Genomic DNA, 20,259 nt, shown 5'->3' on the forward strand with positions numbered 1-20,259 from the left:
GCGCGAAACATGACGGCGGCCATGGACGAGCTTCTCAGCATTCTCGACCTCGAGCAGCTGGAACACAACCTGTACCGTGGTCGCAGCCCCAAGCTCGATTGGCAGCGTATCTTCGGCGGCCAGACCATCGCCCAGGCGCTGGTCGCCGCCCAGCGAACGGTGGAGCCCGAACGCCACGTGCATTCGCTGCATGGCTATTTCATGCGGCCCGGCGACACCAAGGTGCCGATCATCTACCAGGTCGACCGCATCCGCGATGGCGGCTCCTTCACCACGCGGCGTGTCGTGGCGGTCCAGCACGGCCAGGCGATCTTTTCGCTGGAAGCCTCGTTCCAGCAGGACGAAGTCGGGCTCGAGCATCAGGTGCCGATGCCGCAGGACGTGCCGGCGCCCGACACATTGCTGTCGCAGCGCGAATTGATCGGCAAGTTCGGCGAGGCCGTCCCAGACGGCATCAGGCGCTACTGGGAGCGTGACCGGCCGATCGAGATGAAACCGGTGATGCTGGAGCATTACACCAGCCGGGAAAAGCTGGAGCCGAAGCAGAACATCTGGATCCGCACGACCGGTCCGGTTCCGGCCGATCGCGCCACGCAGGCGGCCGTGCTTGCCTATCTTTCCGATATGACGCTGCTCGACACCTCGACCTTTGCGCATGGCCGCGCCATTTTCGACAGCGACATCCAGGCGGCGAGCCTCGATCACGCAATGTGGTTTCACCGCAGCCATCCGCTCGACGACTGGATGCTCTACACGCAGGACAGCCCGTCGACGCAAGGGTCGCGGGGGTTCACCCGCGGGTCGCTGTTTGCCCGCGACGGCACGCTGATCGCCTCGGTTGCCCAGGAAGGCCTCATCAGGCTCAAGCGGCCGCCTGCCGAATAGGCAATTTCGCAAAATTGCCTACTTTTTAATCAGCTATGCTGCCGCGACTATGAACAGTCAGCCGACAAACCTTCCCCAATTCCTTATTTAACAACAGGTTAACCCCCTGCTTCGGCAATTGGCACGGAGCTTGAATCCTAGCGGGCACTCTCCGGCTCTCATGGGGATCGGCGAAGTCGTGCAAACGCGGGGACCCGCAACAGCAAAGGGTGAAACCTTATGAAAATCGTGATGGCAATCATCAAGCCGTTCAAGCTCGACGAGGTGCGCGAAGCGCTCACCGCAGTCGGCATCCAGGGCCTGACCGTCACCGAAGTCAAAGGCTACGGGCGTCAGAAGGGACACACGGAAATCTATCGCGGGGCGGAATACGCGGTCAGCTTCCTGCCGAAGATCAAGATCGAAGTCGCGGTCGGCGTGGACATGGTCGACAAGGCCGTCGAAGCCATCACTGCGGCGGCCAAGACCGGACAGATCGGCGACGGCAAGATCTTCGTTTTCGGCATCGACCAGGCGGTGCGCATCCGCACCGGCGAAACAGACACCGACGCGCTTTGAGCTGCGGACACGTATTCCAATGGAGAGTTCAATGAATATTCCTTCCACTTTGAAGTCCGCGGCGCGCACCGCGCTGCTGGGCGCGTTCACACTTGGAGCCTTAGGCACGATTGCCGCATTCGCGCAGGAAGCAGCTCCGGCCGCACCGGCAGCGCCAGCGGTGCCGGCCTTTACCGTCGACAAGGGCGACACGACGTGGATGATGATTTCCACCATTCTGGTGCTGTTGATGACCATTCCCGGCCTTGCCCTTTTCTACGGCGGCCTGGTTCGCGCCAAGAATATGCTGTCGGTGCTGATGCAGGTTTTCACCATCACCAGCGTGGTCATGATCGTCTGGGTTTTCTACGGCTACAGCCTTGCCTTCACCCCCGGCAATGCCTTCATCGGCGGCCTTTCCAAGATGTTTCTCGCCGGCGTCGACGTGACGACGCTGTCGGAAACCTTCACCAAGGGCGTCGCCATTCCTGAGCTGGTGTTCGTCATCTTCCAGATGAGCTTCGCCTGCATCACGCCCGCCCTGATCGTCGGCGCCTTCGCCGAACGCATCAAGTTCTCCGCCGTGATCCTTTTCACCATCCTCTGGGTCACGTTCGTCTACTTCCCGATCGCGCATATGGTCTGGTTCTGGGGTGGCCCGAGCGCTTATAGCGACCCGTCAGGGCTCATCTTCAGCTTCGGCGCCATCGACTTCGCCGGCGGCACCGTCGTTCACATCAATGCGGGCATCGCCGGCCTTGTCGGCGCGCTGATGGTCGGCAAGCGCATCGGCTACAACAAGGACGTCATGGCGCCGCACTCGATGACGTTGACCATGGTCGGCGCTTCGCTGCTGTGGGTCGGCTGGTTCGGTTTCAACGCCGGTTCGAACCTCGAAGCCAACGCCTACGCGGTGCTGGCGATGGTCAACACCTTCGTCGCCACAGCGGCGGCGGCCGTGACCTGGATCGTGCTTGAAACGCTTCTCCGCGGCAAAGCGTCCATGCTCGGCGCGGTTTCTGGCGCTGTTACCGGCCTTGTCGCCGTCACGCCCGCTGCCGGTTTTGCCGGACCGATGGGCGTCATCGTGCTCGGCATCGTCGCCACCTGCGTCTGCTACTTCTTCGTCTCGGTCGTGAAGAACAAGTTCGGCTACGACGATAGCCTTGATGTCTTCGGCATCCACTGCATCGGCGGCATCATCGGCGCGCTCGGCACCGGCATCCTGGTCAATCCCGCCCTTGGCGGCGCCGGCGTCGTCGACTATTCGACAGCCGACTTCGCCGCCGGCTATGCCGGCACGGCCACCCAGCTGTGGTCGCAGTTCAAGGGTGTCCTGGTAACCGTCCTGTGGTCGGGCATCGGCAGCGCGATCCTCTACAAGATCGTCGATATGATCGTGGGCCTGCGTCCGACAGCCGATGCAGAACGTGAAGGGCTCGACCTCACCTCGCACGGCGAAGCGGCCTATCACCCGTAAGCCTTGTCTAGGGCGGCCTTGGCCGCCCCGCATCCTCCCATCCCGTCGTGACGCTCCAGAAGGGCTCACGCATTGAGGCCCGGAACGTTTCCGGGCCTCTTTTTTGCGCGCAGATGCCGTGCCAGATACCCGCCGCAAGATACTTCCCCCAATCCCTTATAGTTAATGCTGCCTTAACCTTCCCGCCGATAGTCTGGTGCCCGAATCTGCCGAGCTGCGCGCACGCGTCCGGCCGGGCAATGACAGACGGGGAAGAGCATGCGTTCAGGGGCTTCAGCACCGCTCGCGCTGGCCGATACGGGGCACGGCATCGGGGCATTCGCGCGGCGGCAGGTCGGCCGGCTGGTCGGCGCCGGCCTGTTTGCGCTGGTCGCCTTCGGTATCGCCAGCCTCGCCACCTGGAACGTAGCCGACCCAAGCTTCTCCCACGCCACCGATAACATCGTCACCAACGCCATGGGCTATGTGGGCGCTGTCTTCTCCGACCTTGCCATGCAGTTCTTCGGCCTTGCCGCGGTCGCGGCGCTGGTGCCGGCAGTGGTCTGGGGATTTCTGCTGTTTTCGGCGCGCGGCGTCGACAGGCTGCCGAAGCGCGGGCTCGCCTGGTTCGGCTACGCGGTGCTTGCCGCGGCCATGGCCGGCTGCGTGGTGCCGCCCAAGACCTGGCCGCTGCCGACCGGTCTCGGCGGCGTGTTCGGCGACATGGTGCTCAACATTCCCGGTTTCTTCGTCGGCGGCTACCCGACCGGTCTCATCGCCAGCGTGCTCGCCGTGCTTCTGGCGGCGCCGGCACTGTGGCTGTTTGCCTATGGCTCGGCGCTGATTGCACGCAAGAACGGTTTCGCCGTCCTCGAGCAACAGGCCGCACCTGATTCCCGGGATCAGGACGACCTGCTTTTCGACAATGACGAGGATGAAGGCGACGAGGGCATTCTGGCGCTTGGCGCGATCACCCATTGGTGGCTGTCGTTGCGCGCCTATCTCCGCCGCCGCGCCGCTCGCCGCCGGGAACGCGACGATTTCGAACCGGAGATGGAACCGCGCGCCAGCGCCTGGCGCCGCGCTGCCGAGAGGGTCGAATCGGCCGAGTTCGCCGAAGCGCGGATGAGCCCGGATGGCCGCGCCCGCGTCGAGCCGGAATTCTTCGCCGCCCTGGTCAACGACCGCAGTGCCTCGCTCGATCCCGACGACGCCGATGTCTTCGATGAGGACGACGACATGGATTTTGCGCCGGAGCCCGCGGGCCAGCGCCGCGCCGCGCCCAATGTGAAGGTGCAGCCGTTCCGCTCCGATGCGGCCACACGGGTCGAGGCGCCGGCGCCCCGGCCCGTTCCGGGCGCTCGTGTCCAGCGCGAAGCGCAGACGTCGCTGATCGGCTCCGAAACATTCGAAATGCCGTCGCTGCATTTCCTGTCCGAGCCGAAGAACGTCGTGCGCGACGCCAGCCTGTCCAAGGACGCGCTGGAGCAGAATGCCCGCTTGCTCGAGGGCGTGCTGGAGGATTTCGGCGTCAAGGGCGAGATCATCCATGTCCGTCCCGGTCCGGTCGTCACGCTTTATGAGCTGGAGCCGGCGCCCGGCATCAAATCGTCGCGGGTCATCGGCCTGTCCGACGACATCGCCCGCTCGATGAGCGCGATCGCCTGCCGCGTCGCCGTGGTGCCCGGCCGCAACGCCATCGGCATCGAGCTGCCGAACGCCAAGCGCGAGACCGTCTATCTCAGGGAGATCATGGCCAGCCGCGATTTCGAGACCACCAAAGCCAAGCTGGCACTGGCGCTCGGCAAGACCATCAATGGCGAAGCGGTCATCGTCGACATCGCCAAGATGCCGCACGTGCTGGTCGCCGGCACCACCGGTTCGGGCAAGTCGGTCGCCATCAACACCATGATCCTGTCGCTGCTCTACCGGCTGACGCCTCAGGACTGCCGACTGATCATGATCGATCCGAAAATGCTGGAGCTCTCGGTCTATGACGGCATCCCGCATCTTTTGACGCCTGTCGTCACCGACCCGAAGAAGGCGGTGGTGGCGCTGAAATGGACCGTGCGCGAGATGGAGGACCGCTACCGCAAGATGTCGAAGGTCGGCGTCCGCAACATCGACGGTTTCAATGCGCGGGTGCAGCAGGCGGAGAAGAAAGGCGAGAAGATCTCGCGCACCGTGCAGACCGGTTTCGACCGGCAGACCGGCGAAGCCATTTATGAGACGGAAAACCTCGATCTCGAGCCGATGCCCTACATCGTCGTCATCATCGATGAGATGGCCGACCTGATGATGGTCGCCGGCAAGGACATCGAAGGCGCAGTGCAGCGCCTGGCGCAGATGGCGCGTGCCGCCGGCATCCACGTCATCATGGCGACACAGCGGCCGTCGGTCGACGTCATCACCGGCACGATCAAGGCCAACTTCCCGACCCGCATTTCCTTCCAGGTGACGTCGAAGATCGACAGCCGCACCATCCTGGGCGAGCAGGGCGCCGAACAGCTGCTCGGCATGGGCGACATGCTTTACATGGCCGGTGGCGGCCGCATCCAGCGCGTCCACGGTCCCTTCGTTTCCGATGACGAGGTCGAGAAGATCGTCGCGCATCTGAAGCTGCAGGGCGTGCCGGAATATCTCGACGCCATCACCGAGGATGACGACGAGGAAGACGAGCCGTCGGGCAAAGGTAGCTCCGGCGGCGGTGGCAGCGGCAATTTCGAGGATTCCGACGATCCCTACGATCAGGCGGTTTCGGTGGTGCTGCGCGACGGCAAGGCCTCGACCAGCTACATCCAGCGCCGGCTCGGCATCGGCTACAACCGCGCCGCCTCGATCATCGAGAAGATGGAGAAGGAAGGCATTGTCGGCCCGGCCAACCATGCCGGAAAACGCGAGATTCTGGTGCCGACGGAGGACGACAAGTTCTGATCAGGCCGGCAACAACCGGCAGACCTGCCCGCCACAACCTAGACGGGCGGCAACTTTGAACCTTTTGGCGCGTTGCAACGACCAAGCGCTGTTCGCCCGCCAAACTTAAGCCCAACTGGGGGGCCAAACACTGCGACAACAGATAAACCAGACGAGAGTGACCGGCATGAAAAACTCTTCTTTCGCCACGATCAGCGATTTTGCCCCGACCCGCCGCCAGTTGCTTGGCCTCGGCCTGGTCCTGGCAGGTGCTGCGGCCATCAATGTCGTGCCCGGGGTCCAGTTGCTGGCGTCGGCGCAAGCGGCGGTGCCAGCCACCGCGCAGAAGATCGCCGACCATTTTTCCTCGGTCAAATCGATGGCCGGCGAGTTCGTGCAGTTCGGACCCAAGGGCGAGCAGACCGGCGGCAAGTTCTTTCTGGAACGGCCGGGCAAGATCCGCTTCAACTATGACGGGACGTCGAATTTCAGGGTGATTTCCGACGGCAGGTCGGTGGTCATCCTCAACAAGCGGCTGAAAACGTCCGATCTCTACCCGTTGTCGAAGACGCCGCTCAAGCTGCTCCTCGACACCAAGATCGACCTCTCCGGCGGCCGCGTCAAAAGCGTCAAGGAAGAGAACGACGTCACCACCATCCAGCTTGCCGACAAATCCGTGTTCGGCAGCTCGAAGATCACCATGATGTTCGATCCGAAATCCTACGAATTGCGCCAGTGGACGATCACCGACGCGCAAGGCAAGGACACGACGGTGATGATCTTCAACGTCAGGGAAGGCGTAAGCTTTGCCCCCGACACTTTTGCCATCGACTATACGGCTAACCGGGAACTGAACACCAAGTCGCGGTAGGGTCCGCAGTTATTCAGGTGAGGCCGGCCTGCGAACGGCGGTTTCCTGCGCTTCCGGTGCTCACGTACTTTAAGTACGCTCCGCTCCGGTTCTCGGAACCCACCATTCTCGGCTCGGCCTGACCTGAATCTCAACATACCTTGGACGCGGTTTTTTTCGATGGCTGTGCAAAGTCATGGGCCGTGCCTTGCCAGGCGCGGCCCGGCTTGTTTTTGAAGCTCGCGGCTGGCAGGTTCTGGCCCGACTCTCTCATGGGCGCATGACTCGCCAAAGGCGTTTGCCTCTGGCGGCCATGCGCTGTCCCCGGATCCTGTGCATGTCCTTTTCCATCGCCACCTGGAACATCAATTCCGTCCGCCTGCGCATGCCGATCGTCGAACGCCTGCTTAGGGAACAGGCGCCGGATGTGCTCTGCCTGCAGGAAACCAAAGTTCCGGACGAGCTGTTTCCCGAGAAGGCGTTCCGCAAGCTCGGCTACGAGCATATCGCCTTCCACGGCCAGAAGGGCTATCACGGCGTGGCGACGGTGGCCCGGCGGCCGATCGAGATCGTCGAAAAGCGTCGGTTCTGCGAGATCGAGGATTGCCGGCATCTGTCGGTCACCGTGCGGGCCGGCGGCAAGGCGATCCTGCTGCACAATTTCTACGTTCCGGCCGGCGGCGACGAGCCCGATCCGGAGATCAACCGCAAGTTCAGGCACAAGCTGGATTTCGTCGCCGAAATGAACGCCATCCGCGCCGAGCATGACGAGGTCTCCGGCTCGATCCTGGTCGGCGACCTCAACATCGCGCCGCTCGAGCACGATGTCTGGTCGCACAAGCAGCTCTTGAAAGTGGTCAGCCATACGCCGGTCGAGACGGAAAATTTCGAGGCGATGCGGCTCGCCGGCGACTGGGTCGACCTGATGCGGCTCAACGTGCCTTATGAGCAGAAGCTCTACACCTGGTGGAGCTATCGCGCGCAGGACTGGGAAGCGTCGGATCGCGGCCGGCGGCTCGACCATGTCTGGTCGTCGCCCAATCTGGTGCCGAGCTTTGCCGGCTATGAGATCCTGCGGCTGGCGCGCGGCTGGGAACGGCCGTCGGACCATGTGCCGGTGATCGCCCGGTTCGATTTAGAGTAGTGTGGACTGCCGCCTGTAGCGCGTCCCCTCTGTCCCGTCGGCGTTTCAGAAGTTCCGAACTACCGTTGCCCGCTCAACTGTCGAAGCGCGACGCCAGCTCTTCGATGCGGCGGATCATTGCCTGAAAATCCTCGGAAATGCGCTGGTGCAGATGGACCGCGATATCGGGATATTCCTCCAGGATGCGGCGGAACATCTTGCGGCTGAGCCGCAGCACTTCCGAATCGATCTCGGCGGATGCGCTGGTCAGCCGGTTGGTGTCGGCGATCAGCGCCAGTTCGCTGAGCGTCGTGCCGGGGCCGGCCGTGCCTATCGGGACGCGGTCGCCATTCTGCTCGCGATACAGCACGATGCGCCCGCTGACCACGATATACGCGCAATCGGCCTCGTCGTCCTCGCGGTAAAGCTTGTGGTCGGCCTGCAGCCTTGTGGTTTCCGCGCCAAAGGCGAGCAGACGCAACTGTTCGTCCGTGAAGCCCTCGAAGAGCCTCACGGTGGACAGGATGCGGATGTCGTCATCCAACGCCATCTAGCTATGTCCCCGAACGGTCAGTCCAATCCCTCCCTTAGAGCGCCGAGCGTCCCTTTGGATGCGCAAAGGACGCTCTAAACGCTTGAAATCGACGCACCGTGCTTTCCAAAAAATCGATTCCGATTTTTGGGCCGATGCATCAGCGAGTCCGATCCAGAACCACCTCCAGTCTCAGGATCGTACCCGAAAGCGGCCCCGCCCCGACCGCTCATTGGATAATTAAATGTTTAAGGAACCAGCTTGTAGCCGCCGCTTTCTGTCACAAGAATTTCCGCATTGGAAGGATCGCGCTCGATCTTCTGGCGCAGCCGATAGACATGGGTTTCCAGCGTGTGCGTGGTGACGCCGGAATTGTAGCCCCACACTTCCTCGAGCAGCACGTCGCGCGTCACCACCTTCTGGTCGGCGCGGTAGAGATACTTGATGATCGAGGCCTCCTTTTCGGTCAGCCGCACCTTGGCGCCGCGCTGGTCGATCAAAAGCTTCTGGCTGGGCTTGAAAGTGTACGGGCCGACCGAAAAGGTGGCGTCTTCGCTCTGCTCATGCTGGCGAAGCTGCGCACGAATGCGGGCTAAGAGAACAGCGAAGCGGAACGGCTTGGTCACATAGTCGTTGGCGCCGGCTTCGAGGCCGAGAATCGTGTCGGAATCGGTGTCGTGTCCAGTCAGCATGATGATGGGCGACTTGTAGCCGCCCTTGCGCAGTATCTTCACTGCCTCCCGGCCATCCATGTCGGGCAGGCCGACATCCATGATGAGCAGATCGATGAGGCCGCCGCGGGCCGTGGCGACGCCTTTGGCGGCGGTTGATTCCTGCAGGACGTCGAATTCCTCATAGAGAGACAATTGCTCGACGAGCGTGCCGCGCAGGTCGTCATCGTCATCGACGATCAGAATGGTGCGTGAAGTCATGGATCAATCCGTTGTTTTGAAAAGAAAATTCAGTTGACCGCTGCCTGTTTATGCGGAAGCTGACCGGCACAACAGCCGATCACAGTGATTTGTTCCGTGGCACGATCATACAAGAAAAAACGCGCGTGCAATGAGGCGAGCGCATTTTTGCGAAAAGGGCTTCGTGTTCTCACGGTGCGCGCAAGACCCGGCCACGCCAGCCAGGGGTTCCTGCAGGCTGGCAAACTGGTGTTTTCATGTGCGCTGGGACGCGGCGGCATATCGGCCGGCAAGCGCGAAGGCGACGGCGCCACGCCACTTGGCTCGATGCGGATCCTGTCGGGATATTTCCGTAACGATCATTTTTCCGAGGGCCGCAAAACCCGGCTGGCGATGGCGCCGATCGGCCCAGATCTCGGCTGGTGCGAGGTGCCTGAGGACCGCAACTATAACCGTCCGGTCAGGATTCCCTATGGCGCCAGCCACGAGCGGATGCTGCGCGCCGACCGGCTCTACGACGCCTGCCTGGTGCTGGACTGGAACATTGCGCCGCGCCGCCGCGGGCGCGGCAGCGCGATCTTCTTTCACCTGGCGCGCCCCGGCTTCACGCCGACGCAAGGCTGCGTCGCGGTGACGGCACGCACGATGGCCCGGCTGTTGCCGCTGCTGTCGGACCGTACGGTGGTGAGGGTGGTACGATAGGGGAATAGGGGAGTAGGGGAGTAGGAAGTTGTCAGCCGATATGCGCGTTCGCGCCGCCTCACTTTTCCCCACTGCCCTATTGCCTTGCTCCCTTACTCCCCTACCGTTTCGGCTTCTGCCAGCCGATGTCGAGCAGGCCGAGCCGGCCTAGTTCCTGATCCATGGCGCGGGCGACATCCTTCCGCTCGGCGCCGATGTCGCGCAGTTGGCGGTCCGAGAGGTCCTCGACATTTTCACGCGGCAGGCCGGGCTCTTGCGGGAGGTTGATCGCGATTCTCGCGTCGTGGAACCATTCAACTGCTGCGCGCAGCCAGGTTGGTCCGGCAGCTGGAGACTTCAAAGCAATGTGTGACATGACGTGATCCGTTCCATCCGGACATCAAATCCGGTTTGATAGTTTATCGATGGTCACATCATGCCGGATTGAAATCTAAGAGGGAAACGAGTAGTTTTTTCCAGATCATCAAGTTTAATTTGTGGATCAAGGGCAATGATCCTGCCAAAAATCATTCCGCGCTGATGGCGCGCCTGCTGCCTGGAACTCGTGCACTGCGGACGCTGGAAGCGGCGGCCCGGCACCTCAATTTCACCCGCGCCGCAGACGAGCTCGGCCTGACGCCGGCCGCGGTCAGCCACCAGATCAAGGAAATCGAGGATCAGCTCGGCATCGTTCTGTTCACGCGCACCAGCCGCACCATCCGGCTGACGGAAGCGGGCGCGGTGCTGTTCGAGGCCGCGACCGACGCGCTCGACCTGCTTGGCCGGGCCGTCTCACGGGCGCACAAGGTGGCGCGTGGAACGGCGCTGCTGAAAGTCACTCTCGACGCACAGTTCGCGACAAAATGGCTGATGCGGCGCGTCGACGGGTTTCGCAAGCATCAGCCCGACATCGAGCTCCGCTTCGACATCAGCTATGAGGTGCGCGACTTCGATCTCGACGATGTCGATATCGGCATCCGCTTCGGCGCCGGGAAATATCCGGGACTTTGCGCCGACCGGCTGTTCGAAAACGTCATCATTCCTGTCTGCAGCCCGGCGTTGCTGCGGGCGGGGCCGCCGCTGAAGGAGCCGCGCGACCTGTTTCACCACACGCTTGCCCACATCGAGTGGGCGCGCCAGGGTGTGACATGGCCGAATTGGCGCATGTGGATGGCAGCGGCGGGCGTCGACGATTTCGACGACAGCCGAACGATGGTCTTCGGCACGTCCTCGGATGTCGTTCAGGCTGCGCTCGACGGCAATGCCGTCGCGCTCGCCGATTTCGCCATGGTGGCAAACGACCTTTCCGAGGGCAGGCTGGTGCGACCATTTGAACTGGGCATCAAGGTTGCGCCCGAATTCGCCTATTTCCTGGTCTATCCAAAAAGTGCGGCGTACGACCCGCGCATCGTCGCCTTTCGCGAATGGCTTCTCGACGAAGTCGCGAAGACGCCGACCTGACGATCGATCCTTAGCTCAAGCCGCCGCTGCTCCAAACCAGCCGATCACCGCGCCAATGATGAGCAGCACGCCAAGCCAGTGGCCGCAGTCTATGATGGTCAGGTCCCAGCCGAAACCTTCGTAACGATGATTGACGGAAAGCGTCGTGGCGACGAATCCCAGCCAGAGAACGAAGCCGAAGACCAGCCCGGCAATGAGGCTCGGTTCGCCGCCGGTCATCGCTCCGATGACCAGGGACATGACGAGCGCCATGACAATTTCCGCGATGAAGCTGATGACGAAGGGCAACGGCGATTTGCTCATGGTCGCCGGATCAAGCTTGGCGGCCTTGAGCCAGGGCTTGCTCAAGCCCATGTACCAGGCAGCGCCGAACAACCACGCCACTACGGCGGCGATGATCACCGCCAGCCAGTTCACTGCTGAAAAATCCATGATTTCCCTCCCCCGGAAGCATGTCGCCCAAAAGCCTGCCCTCGGGCCTGACCCGAGGGTGCCCAGCGGTTTTGGGACAACGACATGCGTATTCTCAAAATCGATGCGTGATGGAACGCCCGTTCGGCCGTGTCGTCAAGCAAAGCGCCAGACGGTCGTGCGCTTGACCAGGGAATCCTCCAGCGCCCGGGTCACCGCCACTTCGTAGACGGCAAGCGGTTCCAACCCGGTCTTCGGCAGATAGGAGCGGCCGGGATCGCCAACGAGGATGTCGGCGCCGCGCGACTTCAGTGTTGCGAACCACGGCATCAGCCTGTCGGCAAAGGATCTGTCGTAGAAGACGTCGCCGGCCAGAACCACATCCCAGCCCGCATTGGTTCCGATGCAATCCGAGCCGAGGAATTTGATCCGGACATTATTGGCCTCGGCGTTGAGGCGGATCGCGGTCGCGCAGAACGGGTCGATGTCGGCGGCGATCACCTCCGCCGCGCCGGCTTTCGCTGCGGCAATGGCGACAAGGCCGGAACCGGAGGCAAAGTCCAGAACGCGCTTGCCGTGAACATCAGACGGATTGTCGAGGATATAGCGGGCAAGGCCCTGGCCGCCAGCCCAGGCGAAGGCCCAGAAGGGCGGTGGCAGGCCGATTTCGGCCAGTTCGTCCTCGGTCCGCTGCCACAGATCATGCGCCTCGTCGGCCAGATGCAGCAGGATCTCCGGCACATGCGGCGGCGCCATCAGCGTCGTGTTGTCGAGGATAAAGTTTTTCGCGCTGTTCGGCGCCAGCGCCGTCACGGCGCCGGCGTCAGGCCGCCCATGCGGCAGACCTCTTTCCATTCGGCCGGCGTCACCGGCTGCACGGAAAGCCGTCCGAGGCGGACCAGTGCCATCTCGGCAAGCTTGGGATTGGCCTTGGCCTGTTCCAGTGTCACCGGCTCCGGCATATCCTTGACGGCGCGAATATCGACGCATTCCCAACGCGGATCGTCGGTAGTGCTGTCCTGATGGGCCAGCGCGCAGACCTCGGCGATGCCGACCACGTCGAGCCCGTCGTTGGAATGGTAGAAGAAGCCGAGATCGCCGATCTGCATCGCCTTCATGTTGTTGCGCGCCGCATAGTTGCGCACGCCGTCCCATTGCGTGCCGGCCTTGCCCTTCGCCTTCAGCGCTTCGAAGGAGAAGACCGAGGGTTCCGATTTGAACAGCCAGTAGTTCATCGTTTTTGCTCCTCCTGAAGGCTGGAAATCAGCTACAGCGCCGCGCGTCTTTCAGACGCGCAAAGGACGCTGCAGCACTTTGATTTTGCGCATGATCCCCAGCGAAAATCGATTCCGATTTTCGGGGTCATGCGCTCGCCGGCTTGTTGAAGGTCCAGTTCCATTGCCTGATTTCGACGCTTTCGAACAGCCCGGCCTTGGCGTAGGGGTCTGCCGCCGACAGGGCTTGTGCCGCGGCCAGATCGGGCGCCTCGACCACGACGAGGCTGCCGTTCGGCTTGCCGTCGGCGTCGAGGAACGGACCGGCGAAGGCCAGCTTCTTCTCGCCGTTCAATCTTTCCAGGAAGGCAATATGCTCGGGCCGCGTATCGAGCCGCACCTGCAGGTTTTCAGGCTTGTCCTTGCAAATCAACGCAAACAGCATTTTTCGATCTCCGGATTGTTCGAGATTTATCGCATCGGCCCGAAAATCGGAATCGATTTTCGGAAAGCACGATGCGCAGGTTCAAAGTTGTTAGAGCGTACTTTGTGCGTCCAAGCGGACGCACGTCGCTCTAAACATCGGTTTCGGTCTTCAGCGGCCTTGTCATCAGCGCCGACACAGCCTGGCGAATGGTGATCGTGCCGTCCAATATGGCGGCGACGGCGGTGATGATTGGCGCGTCGATCCGACGCTCGGCGGCGATGCGGGCGGCGATCGCTGCCGTCGGCACGCCTTCGGCCAAGGGCAGCCCGGCAAGCGGCTTGCCTTGCCCCAGCGCCAGCCCGTAGGCGAAATTGCGCGACTGGGCGGACGAGCAGGTGAGCAGCAGGTCGCCGAGGCCGGAAAGCCCCATCAGCGTTTCCGGTCTGGCGCCGAACGCAGCACCGATGCGACGCAATTCGACAAAGCCGCGCGTCACCATGGCGGCCTGGGCGCTGGCGCCGAGCCCGGCGCCGGTGACCGCGCCGGCGGCAATGGCGAAGACGTTCTTCAGCGCGCCACCGATCTCGACGCCGATGAGATCGTCGCTCGAATAGCAGCGCAGGTTCTGCGCGGAGAAGCGGGCGGCAAGATCGGCCGCCAGACCCTCGTTGCGGGCCGCGACCACCACGGCCGTCGGCAGGCCCCTGGCAACGTCGGTGGCGAAGCTCGGGCCGGACAGGGCGGCAACCGGGTTTTCAGGCAGAATCTCTTCGACTATCGCCGACAGCAGCGCGCCAGTGTCGCGCTCGATGCCCTTGGCGCAGAGGACCAGCGGGACGTCTTTCGGCATATGGGTCTTCGCGGTCGCCAGCATGGCGCGCAGCGACTGCGCCGGCGCCACCGCCAGCACGCAGTCGGCGCCGTCGAGCGCGGCCTCGATGTCGCTCGTTGCCACGATACCGGCCTGGAGCGCGATGCCCGGCAGATAGCGCGGATTTTCGCCACGGTCGATCGCGGCGACGGTCTCCGGGTCGCGCGCATAGAGGCGGACGAAATGACCGGCTCGCAGCATGGCCAGCGCCAGCGCCGTGCCCCAGGCGCCGCCGCCAAGCACCGCGACGCGCCAGCCGCTTGGCGCCCTGTCCTCGCCGCCGGTCATGCCTTGGCTCCACGCCGGCCCGAGCCGACCATCGGGGCGGAGATGCTGTCCAGCGGCCAGCGCGAGCGCGGCACGAAATCGGCGGTGTTTTCACCCGCGATGCCGGCGCGCAGCCGCTCGATGCCGGCCCAGGCGATCATCGCCGCATTGTCGGTGCAGAGTTTGAGCGGCGGCGCGACGAAAGCAAAGCCGGCTTTTTCGCACAAGGCTTCCAGCGTCGCCTTGATCGTCCGGTTGGCAGCGACACCGCCGGCGACAACGAGCGCAGGTTTCGCCTCGCCTGGAAACTCCTGACGGAATCGGTTCAGCGCTCTCGAAACACGATCATCCAGCGCATCCGCCACTGCCGCCTGGAATGAGGCGCAGATGTCGGCGACGTCCTGGTCGCTCAATGGGGCGATGGCCGTCGCTGCCTGGCGCACGGCGGTCTTCAACCCGGAAAAGGAGAAATCGGGCTGCGCCGAGCCCTTCATCGGCCGCGGGAAGGCGAAGCGCGTGGCGTCGCCGGTCGCCGCCACCTTCTCGACATTCGGTCCGCCGGGATAGGGCAGGCCAAGCATCTTGGCCGTCTTATCGAAGGCTTCGCCGAGCGCATCGTCGATGGTTGTCGCCCAGCGCTGATAGTCGCCGACGCCACGCACGGCGACGATCTGCGTGTGACCGCCGGACACCAGCAGCAACAGGTAGGGAAAATCGAGACCGTCTGTCAGCCGCGCGGTCAGCGCGTGGCCTTCGAGGTGGTTGATGGCGATCAGCGGCTTGTTTGCGGCCGCGGCAATGGCTTTCGCCGTCATCAGGCCGACGATCAGCCCGCCGACGAGGCCGGGGCCGGCGGTCGCGGCGATCGCGTCGATGTCGGCGAGATCGACGCCCGAATCGGCCAGCGCTGCCTCGATGATGCCGTCCAGCGCCTCGACATGGGCACGTGCGGCGATTTCCGGCACGACGCCGCCGAAGGCGGCATGCTCCTCGATCTGGCTGAGCACGATATCGGACAGGATTTTGGGTGCGCCGCCGCCATCCAGCGTCACCACGCTGGCGGCGGTCTCGTCGCAACTCGTCTCAATGCCCAGAACGCGGATCAATTCGTCGCTGTCCCTAGAAGATTGTACAACCGGGCTTTCCCCGGTAGGAGAAGGCCCGGCAAAGCCCTCGCCTGAAATGTTCTGGCCGGGTTATCACGGACCGCGCGCCATGCAAACAACCTTGAAAATCGGAACACGCGGCAGCCCGCTGGCGCTGGCGCAGGCGCATGAAACGCAGGCGCGGCTAATGGCCGCGCATGGCATGCCGGTTGAGGCGTTCGAGGTGGTTGTCATCTCGACCAGTGGCGACCGCATCCAGGACCGGCCGCTGTCGGAAGCCGGCGGCAAAGGGCTGTTCACCAAGGAGATCGAGGAAGCGCTGCTGGCGCGCCGTATCGACATCGCCGTGCATTCGTCGAAAGACATGCCGACGGTGTTGCCCGACGGGCTGGAGCTGTCCGCCTTCCTGCCGCGCGAGGATGCCCGCGACGCTTTCGTCGGCAAAGCGGCGAAGACAATCGCCGGACTGCCGCAGGGCGCGAAGGTCGGCTCGTCGTCGCTCAGGCGTCAGGCATTGATTCGGCGCATGCGGCCGGACCTCGACGTGGTGATGTTCCGCGGCAATGTGCAGACGCGGCTGCGCAAGCTCGACGAGGGCATCGCCGACGGCACCATCCTCGCCTATGCCGGGCTGAAGCGGCTTGCCCTGGAGCATGTCGTCACCGACCTGATGCCGCTCGACACCTTTCCGCCGGCGCCCGGGCAAGGTGCCATCTGCATCGAAAGCCGTATCGGCGACCGCGATGTGGAAAGGATGCTGACGGCAATCCATGACGTGCCGACCGGACAGGCTCTGGCCTGCGAGCGCGCCTTCCTGGCGGCGCTCGACGGGTCGTGCCGCACGCCGATCGCCGGCCATGCGGTCATCGCCAACGGAACCGTCTTCTTCGCTGGGCTGATCATCTCGCCGGACGGCACGCAATCACATGAGGTCGAGGCGGAAGGCCCGGCGCAAGATGCCGCCCGCATCGGCAACGAAGCTGCTAGGACCGTGCGGGCCAAGGCCGGCGAAAAATTCTTCGACGGCTGGGCCTGACATGGTTCGCGTCCTGGTGACGAGGCCGGAACCGGGCGCCTCGCGCACAATGCGGCGGCTTGAGGACCGGGGGTTTAAGCCGATCCCGCTGCCATTGACCGAAACGGTGGCTCTGCCCGTCGACGTGGAGGGGGTCGCAAACAATGCCGTGGCCGTTGCGGTCACCAGCGCCAATGCCGTGCGCCATGCGCCGAGGGAAATTATCGCGGCGCTCGCCGCTTTGCCCTGCCATGCCGTCGGCAGAAGGACGGCAGAAGCGGCCCGCGCTGCGGGATTCTTGTCCGTCAGCGAAGGCCCCGGCGATGCCGAGGCGCTGGCGGATGCGCTTGCCGGCGGCTTCATGGCAAAGACGATCATCTATCTGTGTGGACGCGTGCGGTTTCCGGCGTTCGAGGCGCGGCTGAAGGCCGCTTGTGTCGCCGTCCGCGCCATCGAGACCTACGACACAGTCACCCTGGACCATTCGGACGCCGCAATCCTTGCATGCCTGTCCGGCCAGCCGGTTGAAGCGGTGCTTCTTTATTCGGCCAAGGCGGCGACAGCGATGCAGGCCCTGGCTGGCCGGCCGGCGCTGCGTGGTCTTTTTGAAGAGACATGGTTTTTCGTCCTGTCCGGACGTATCGCCGCAGCCTTGGAGGCTGTCGCCTCAGAAAAGCTCCGGGTTGCGCCGGAGCCCAGCGAGGAGGCGTTGCTGGAACTTTTGCGGACGTGGCGTTGACCCCGTGTCATCACGCCGCCCCTTTTCACCGCTTGGTGATGTGCTAGACCCTTTCTGAACCATCCCGAAGCGAATTTTGCGGAGCCCAAGCATGGTCAAGACGCCGAAGATGCGGCATTCGAAAAGCCGTCGCGAGCCTGTGACCATCGAGCTCGAACCCGGGGCCGTCTCGCGCGTTGCCGACGAGAATGCCGCCAACGGGCGGACCGACGAGGCGAAAGCGGAGGAGGCGGCGAACGCGTCGCAGCCGGGTGCGCCTGAAGAACCCATGCATGCCGACCAGACCGACATCGAGCCGTGGGAACATGCCGATGCGGCCCCGCCCGCCGGTCCGGAAGAGCCGGCAGAGGGCGGCACCAAAGGTCCTGAAGGACCCAAACCGACTTATCCGGCCGGCTCAGACGCATCGGCGAAACGGGCCTTCGACTACAGCTTCGACGACGCATCTGCCAAAGCCAGCGGGATGGGGGCCAAAGGAGCGCCGAAGGAAGCCCAGGCAGGGGATGAAGGCATGGCAGCACAGCCGAGGCGTGGCGGCATCAACGGCATCGCTGCCGGCATTGTCGGCGGCGTCATCGCGCTCGCCGCCGCCGGAGGGCTGCAGTTTGCCGGCCTGCTCGGCGCGCCGGGTTCGGGCGGCGTGTCGCTCGATGGCGTCAATGGCGAAATCGCTTCGCTGAAGAGCGAGATTGCCGGGCTCAAGGACACAGCCGGCAACAATGATGCGTCGGCCAAGGTGGACGGCTTGTCGTCGGCCCTGGATCAGGTCAAGACGGATGTCGCGGCGCTGAAATCGGCGGTCGAGCAGGGTGGGGCCGGCGACACTGCCGGGCTTGCTGCCCTTGGCGACAAAGTCAGGCAGATCGAGACGACTGTTGCTGCCCTTGGTCAGGCAGGCAACACGGCGCCGGTCGATCTCGGGCCGCTCAACGAAAAGCTGGCCGGGCTCGACGCGGCGGTGAAATCCGCCGGTGAGGCGGCATCGGCGCAGGAAGGCCGGCTTGCGGCGCTGGAACAGTCAGTGTCGCAGCTTTCCGGCAAGGTCGAGGCACAGGCGGGACAGCCGAAGATCGCGCTCGCCATCGCCGCTTCAGCGCTGAAGGCAGCACTCGACGGCGGTGCGCCGTTCGCCGCCGAACTCGAAACGTTTGCGGCGATTTCACCGGGCGCACCGGAGATCGCAACCTTGCGTCCCTACGCCGAAAAGGGCGTTTCGACCCGTGCCGAGATCGCCGCCGAAGTGCCCGCCGCGGCCAATGCCATGGTCGCTGCCTCCGAGCCCGTCGACCAGAATGCCGGCTTCCTGCAGAACCTTTTGTCGAGCGCCGAATCACTGGTCAAAGTCAGGCCGATCGGTGCCGTCGAAGGCGCCGGCGCACCGGAAACCGTCGCGCGCATGGAGGTGGCGGTCAGCCAGGGCGACTACGCCAAGGCGCTCAGTGAATACGATACACTGCCCGAGGCGGTGAAGGCCGCCGGCGCCGACTTTGCCGGCAAACTGAAGGCGCGGATCGAGGTCGAGACACAGGTCGACGCGTTGATCGCTGGTGCGATGAAGGCGTGAGGAAAACCCGATGATTCGCATTCTGCTTTTCCTCGCCGTCGTTTTCGCGCTCGGGCTGGGTTTCGCCTGGCTGGCCGACCGGCCGGGCGAGATGGTCGTCACCTTCAGCGGCTATCAATACCAGGTCAGCCTGATGGTGGCGGCGGTGGCGGTCGTCGCCGTGGTTGCCGCGGTGATGATCGTCTGGTGGCTGATCAAGGCACTGTGGAACAGCCCCTACACCATCTCGCGCTATTTCCGCGTGCGCCGCCGCGACCGTGGCTATCAGGCGCTATCGACCGGCATGATCGCCGCCGGCGCCGGTGACGGAGCACTCGCCCGCAAGAAGACCAAGGAAGCGGCAAAGCTGATCCGCTCTGACCAGGAGCCGTTGATCCAGCTGCTGGAGGCGCAAGCCTCGCTGCTCGAAGGCGACCACGAGGGCGCCCGCGAAAAGTTCGAGACCATGCTCGACGATCCCGAAATGCGGCTGCTTGGCCTGCGCGGGCTTTATCTCGAGGCCGAACGCCTCGGCGATCGCAACGCGGCGCGCCACTATGCCGGCCGCGCCGCGGCGATGGCGCCGCAGCTGGCCTGGGCCGCTGAATCGACGCTGGAAGACCTGACCGGGCGCGGCGACTGGGACAGCGCGCTGAAATTGGTCGAGGCGCAGAAATCGACGCGCCAGATCGAGCGCGACGCCGCCAACCGGCGCCGCGCTGTGCTGCTCACCGCCAAGGCACAGGCGCTGATCGACAGCGATCCCAATGCCGCCAAAACCGCTGCTCTCGAGGCCAATCGACTGCGGCCGGATTTCGCGCCGGCGGCGGTCGTCGCAGCCAAACTGCTGTTCAGGCAGAACGATGTGCGCAAGGGCGCGAAGATCCTCGAAGCGGCGTGGAAAGCCGAGCCGCATCCGGAGATCGCCGAGCTTTACACCCACGCCCGGCCTGCCGATGCTGTCCTCGACCGTCTGAACCGGGCGAAGAAGCTGCAGGAGATGAAGAAGAACCACGCCGAATCCTCGCTGACGGTGGCGCGCGCCGCGCTCGATGCGCAAGATTACAAGACCGCCCGCCAGGAGGCCGAGGCAGCCATTCGCATGGATCGCCGCGAAGGCGCCTATCTGCTTCTGGCCGACATCGAGGAGGCCGAGACCGGCGATCAGGGCAAGGTGCGGCAGCTTCTGTCCAAGGCGGTGCGTGCACCGCGCGATCCGGCCTGGGTTGCCGACGGCCTCGTCTCCGAACGATGGGCGCCGGTGTCGCCGATCACCGGCAGGCTCGACGCCTTCGAATGGCGGGCACCGATGGA

Annotated in this window: 21 protein-coding genes; 12 read left to right on the forward strand and 9 right to left on the reverse strand. The window is 63.9% G+C overall.

Features of this window, described 5'->3' with window-relative positions; genetic code table 11:
* Positions 1-9: 9 nt before the first annotated feature.
* The 6 genes from tesB to EOB36_RS18460 all read left to right on the forward strand — a co-directional run bounded on the left by tesB (position 10) and on the right by EOB36_RS18460 (position 7,788).
* The gene (gene tesB, locus EOB36_RS18435) at positions 10-885 is read left to right on the forward strand and encodes an acyl-CoA thioesterase II (protein ID WP_127295022.1); all 876 of its coding nucleotides are present in this window, start codon (positions 10-12) and stop codon (positions 883-885) included.
* A gap of 219 nt (positions 886-1,104) precedes the next feature.
* The gene (locus tag EOB36_RS18440; RefSeq protein ID WP_073985197.1) at positions 1,105-1,443 is read left to right on the forward strand and encodes a P-II family nitrogen regulator; all 339 of its coding nucleotides are present in this window, start codon (positions 1,105-1,107) and stop codon (positions 1,441-1,443) included.
* 31 nt (positions 1,444-1,474) lie between these two features.
* The gene (locus EOB36_RS18445) at positions 1,475-2,902 is read left to right on the forward strand and encodes an ammonium transporter (RefSeq protein ID WP_095484921.1); all 1,428 of its coding nucleotides are present in this window, start codon (positions 1,475-1,477) and stop codon (positions 2,900-2,902) included.
* 258 nt (positions 2,903-3,160) lie between these two features.
* The gene (locus EOB36_RS18450) at positions 3,161-5,815 is read left to right on the forward strand and encodes a DNA translocase FtsK (RefSeq protein WP_127295020.1); all 2,655 of its coding nucleotides are present in this window, start codon (positions 3,161-3,163) and stop codon (positions 5,813-5,815) included.
* 166 nt (positions 5,816-5,981) lie between these two features.
* Complete coding sequence (locus tag EOB36_RS18455) at positions 5,982-6,665, forward strand: outer membrane lipoprotein carrier protein LolA (RefSeq protein WP_126104362.1); 684 nt, start codon at positions 5,982-5,984, stop codon at positions 6,663-6,665.
* Positions 6,666-6,981: 316 nt separating this feature from the next.
* Entirely contained in the window at positions 6,982-7,788 is an 807-nt protein-coding gene (locus EOB36_RS18460) for an exodeoxyribonuclease III (RefSeq protein ID WP_128285416.1), read from the forward strand.
* A 73-nt stretch (positions 7,789-7,861) separates the two neighbouring features.
* Here the strand turns inward: EOB36_RS18460 and EOB36_RS18465 are convergent, their stop codons facing one another.
* The gene (locus tag EOB36_RS18465) at positions 7,862-8,317 is read right to left on the reverse strand and encodes a cyclic nucleotide-binding domain-containing protein (protein WP_127295016.1); all 456 of its coding nucleotides are present in this window, start codon (positions 8,315-8,317) and stop codon (positions 7,862-7,864) included.
* 230 nt (positions 8,318-8,547) lie between these two features.
* Positions 8,548-9,231, reverse strand: coding sequence for a response regulator transcription factor (locus EOB36_RS18470; RefSeq protein ID WP_029349304.1), 684 nt, complete (start codon positions 9,229-9,231; stop codon positions 8,548-8,550).
* Positions 9,232-9,378: 147 nt separating this feature from the next.
* Between EOB36_RS18470 and EOB36_RS18475 the strand changes: the two genes are divergently transcribed.
* Positions 9,379-9,912, forward strand: a complete 534-nt coding sequence (locus EOB36_RS18475; protein WP_245329832.1) for a L,D-transpeptidase — start codon at positions 9,379-9,381, stop codon at positions 9,910-9,912.
* Between the two features lie 100 nt (positions 9,913-10,012).
* Here EOB36_RS18475 and EOB36_RS18480 read toward each other — a convergent pair whose 3' ends face one another.
* Complete coding sequence (locus EOB36_RS18480) at positions 10,013-10,267, reverse strand: hypothetical protein (protein WP_127205860.1); 255 nt, start codon at positions 10,265-10,267, stop codon at positions 10,013-10,015.
* A gap of 164 nt (positions 10,268-10,431) precedes the next feature.
* Here EOB36_RS18480 and gcvA point away from each other — a divergent pair, with 164 nt between their 5' ends.
* Complete coding sequence (gene gcvA / locus EOB36_RS18485; protein ID WP_128285417.1) at positions 10,432-11,352, forward strand: transcriptional regulator GcvA; 921 nt, start codon at positions 10,432-10,434, stop codon at positions 11,350-11,352.
* Positions 11,353-11,367: 15 nt separating this feature from the next.
* On the opposite strand, the gene EOB36_RS18490 is transcribed toward gcvA, so the two are convergent.
* The 6 genes from EOB36_RS18490 to tsaD form a co-directional block, all read right to left on the reverse strand.
* The gene (locus EOB36_RS18490) at positions 11,368-11,784 is read right to left on the reverse strand and encodes a DUF1761 domain-containing protein (RefSeq protein ID WP_128285418.1); all 417 of its coding nucleotides are present in this window, start codon (positions 11,782-11,784) and stop codon (positions 11,368-11,370) included.
* 135 nt (positions 11,785-11,919) lie between these two features.
* Positions 11,920-12,618: a methyltransferase gene (locus tag EOB36_RS18495; protein WP_206532267.1), complete on the reverse strand. Its 699-nt coding sequence runs from the start codon at positions 12,616-12,618 to the stop codon at positions 11,920-11,922.
* Positions 12,573-12,998: an EVE domain-containing protein gene (locus EOB36_RS18500; protein ID WP_127205862.1), complete on the reverse strand. Its 426-nt coding sequence runs from the start codon at positions 12,996-12,998 to the stop codon at positions 12,573-12,575. Before EOB36_RS18500 ends, EOB36_RS18495 begins: the two co-directional genes overlap by 46 nt.
* Positions 12,999-13,125: 127 nt before the next feature.
* Positions 13,126-13,422 carry a YciI-like protein gene (locus tag EOB36_RS18505; protein WP_127205863.1) on the reverse strand — a complete coding sequence of 99 codons (297 nt, stop codon included), beginning with the start codon at positions 13,420-13,422 and terminating at the stop codon, positions 13,126-13,128.
* Positions 13,423-13,552: 130 nt separating this feature from the next.
* On the reverse strand, positions 13,553-14,563 hold the full coding sequence (locus tag EOB36_RS18510) for an NAD(P)H-dependent glycerol-3-phosphate dehydrogenase (RefSeq protein ID WP_127205864.1): 1,011 nt from the start codon (positions 14,561-14,563) through the stop codon (positions 13,553-13,555).
* Positions 14,560-15,648 carry a tRNA (adenosine(37)-N6)-threonylcarbamoyltransferase complex transferase subunit TsaD gene (gene tsaD, locus EOB36_RS18515; RefSeq protein ID WP_095484934.1) on the reverse strand — a complete coding sequence of 363 codons (1,089 nt, stop codon included), beginning with the start codon at positions 15,646-15,648 and terminating at the stop codon, positions 14,560-14,562. Before tsaD ends, EOB36_RS18510 begins: the two co-directional genes overlap by 4 nt.
* Before the next feature lie 109 nt (positions 15,649-15,757).
* On the opposite strand from tsaD, the gene hemC reads away from it, so the two are divergent.
* The 4 genes from hemC to EOB36_RS18535 all read left to right on the forward strand — a co-directional run.
* Complete coding sequence (gene hemC, locus EOB36_RS18520) at positions 15,758-16,684, forward strand: hydroxymethylbilane synthase (RefSeq protein ID WP_127205865.1); 927 nt, start codon at positions 15,758-15,760, stop codon at positions 16,682-16,684.
* A 1-nt stretch (position 16,685) separates the two neighbouring features.
* Positions 16,686-17,402 (forward strand): uroporphyrinogen-III synthase, encoded by a 717-nt coding sequence (locus EOB36_RS18525; protein WP_128243973.1) that lies wholly within the window; start codon positions 16,686-16,688, stop codon positions 17,400-17,402.
* A gap of 91 nt (positions 17,403-17,493) precedes the next feature.
* A complete protein-coding gene (locus EOB36_RS18530; protein WP_128285419.1) occupies positions 17,494-18,966 on the forward strand; it encodes a COG4223 family protein in 1,473 nt (490 codons plus the stop codon).
* A gap of 10 nt (positions 18,967-18,976) precedes the next feature.
* Positions 18,977-20,259, forward strand: a 1,283-nt coding sequence (locus EOB36_RS18535; RefSeq protein ID WP_164897549.1) for a heme biosynthesis protein HemY, incomplete at its 3' end; no start/stop codon positions are given.

Source organism: Mesorhizobium sp. M6A.T.Cr.TU.017.01.1.1, from assembly GCF_004023115.1.
Classification (GTDB): Bacteria; Pseudomonadota; Alphaproteobacteria; order Rhizobiales; family Rhizobiaceae; genus Mesorhizobium; species Mesorhizobium mediterraneum.

Bases quoted from the DNA above. Each gene is read 5' to 3' on its own strand.
- hemC (WP_127205865.1), top strand. From the start codon at position 15,758: ATGCAAACAACCTTGAAAATCGGAACACGCGGCAGCCCGCTGGCGCTG.
- EOB36_RS18445 (WP_095484921.1), top strand. From the start codon at position 1,475: ATGAATATTCCTTCCACTTTGAAGTCCGCGGCGCGCACCGCGCTGCTG.
- EOB36_RS18460 (WP_128285416.1), top strand. From the start codon at position 6,982: ATGTCCTTTTCCATCGCCACCTGGAACATCAATTCCGTCCGCCTGCGC.
- EOB36_RS18490 (WP_128285418.1), bottom strand. From the start codon at position 11,784: ATGGATTTTTCAGCAGTGAACTGGCTGGCGGTGATCATCGCCGCCGTA.
- gcvA (WP_128285417.1), top strand. From the start codon at position 10,432: ATGGCGCGCCTGCTGCCTGGAACTCGTGCACTGCGGACGCTGGAAGCG.
- EOB36_RS18505 (WP_127205863.1), bottom strand. From the start codon at position 13,422: ATGCTGTTTGCGTTGATTTGCAAGGACAAGCCTGAAAACCTGCAGGTG.
- EOB36_RS18440 (WP_073985197.1), top strand. From the start codon at position 1,105: ATGAAAATCGTGATGGCAATCATCAAGCCGTTCAAGCTCGACGAGGTG.
- EOB36_RS18495 (WP_206532267.1), bottom strand. From the start codon at position 12,618: ATGGAAAGAGGTCTGCCGCATGGGCGGCCTGACGCCGGCGCCGTGACG.
- tesB (WP_127295022.1), top strand. From the start codon at position 10: ATGACGGCGGCCATGGACGAGCTTCTCAGCATTCTCGACCTCGAGCAG.
- EOB36_RS18455 (WP_126104362.1), top strand. From the start codon at position 5,982: ATGAAAAACTCTTCTTTCGCCACGATCAGCGATTTTGCCCCGACCCGC.
- EOB36_RS18500 (WP_127205862.1), bottom strand. From the start codon at position 12,998: ATGAACTACTGGCTGTTCAAATCGGAACCCTCGGTCTTCTCCTTCGAA.
- EOB36_RS18525 (WP_128243973.1), top strand. From the start codon at position 16,686: ATGGTTCGCGTCCTGGTGACGAGGCCGGAACCGGGCGCCTCGCGCACA.
- EOB36_RS18465 (WP_127295016.1), bottom strand. From the start codon at position 8,317: ATGGCGTTGGATGACGACATCCGCATCCTGTCCACCGTGAGGCTCTTC.
- EOB36_RS18530 (WP_128285419.1), top strand. From the start codon at position 17,494: ATGGTCAAGACGCCGAAGATGCGGCATTCGAAAAGCCGTCGCGAGCCT.
- EOB36_RS18470 (WP_029349304.1), bottom strand. From the start codon at position 9,231: ATGACTTCACGCACCATTCTGATCGTCGATGACGATGACGACCTGCGC.
- EOB36_RS18510 (WP_127205864.1), bottom strand. From the start codon at position 14,563: ATGACCGGCGGCGAGGACAGGGCGCCAAGCGGCTGGCGCGTCGCGGTG.
- EOB36_RS18480 (WP_127205860.1), bottom strand. From the start codon at position 10,267: ATGTCACACATTGCTTTGAAGTCTCCAGCTGCCGGACCAACCTGGCTG.
- EOB36_RS18450 (WP_127295020.1), top strand. From the start codon at position 3,161: ATGCGTTCAGGGGCTTCAGCACCGCTCGCGCTGGCCGATACGGGGCAC.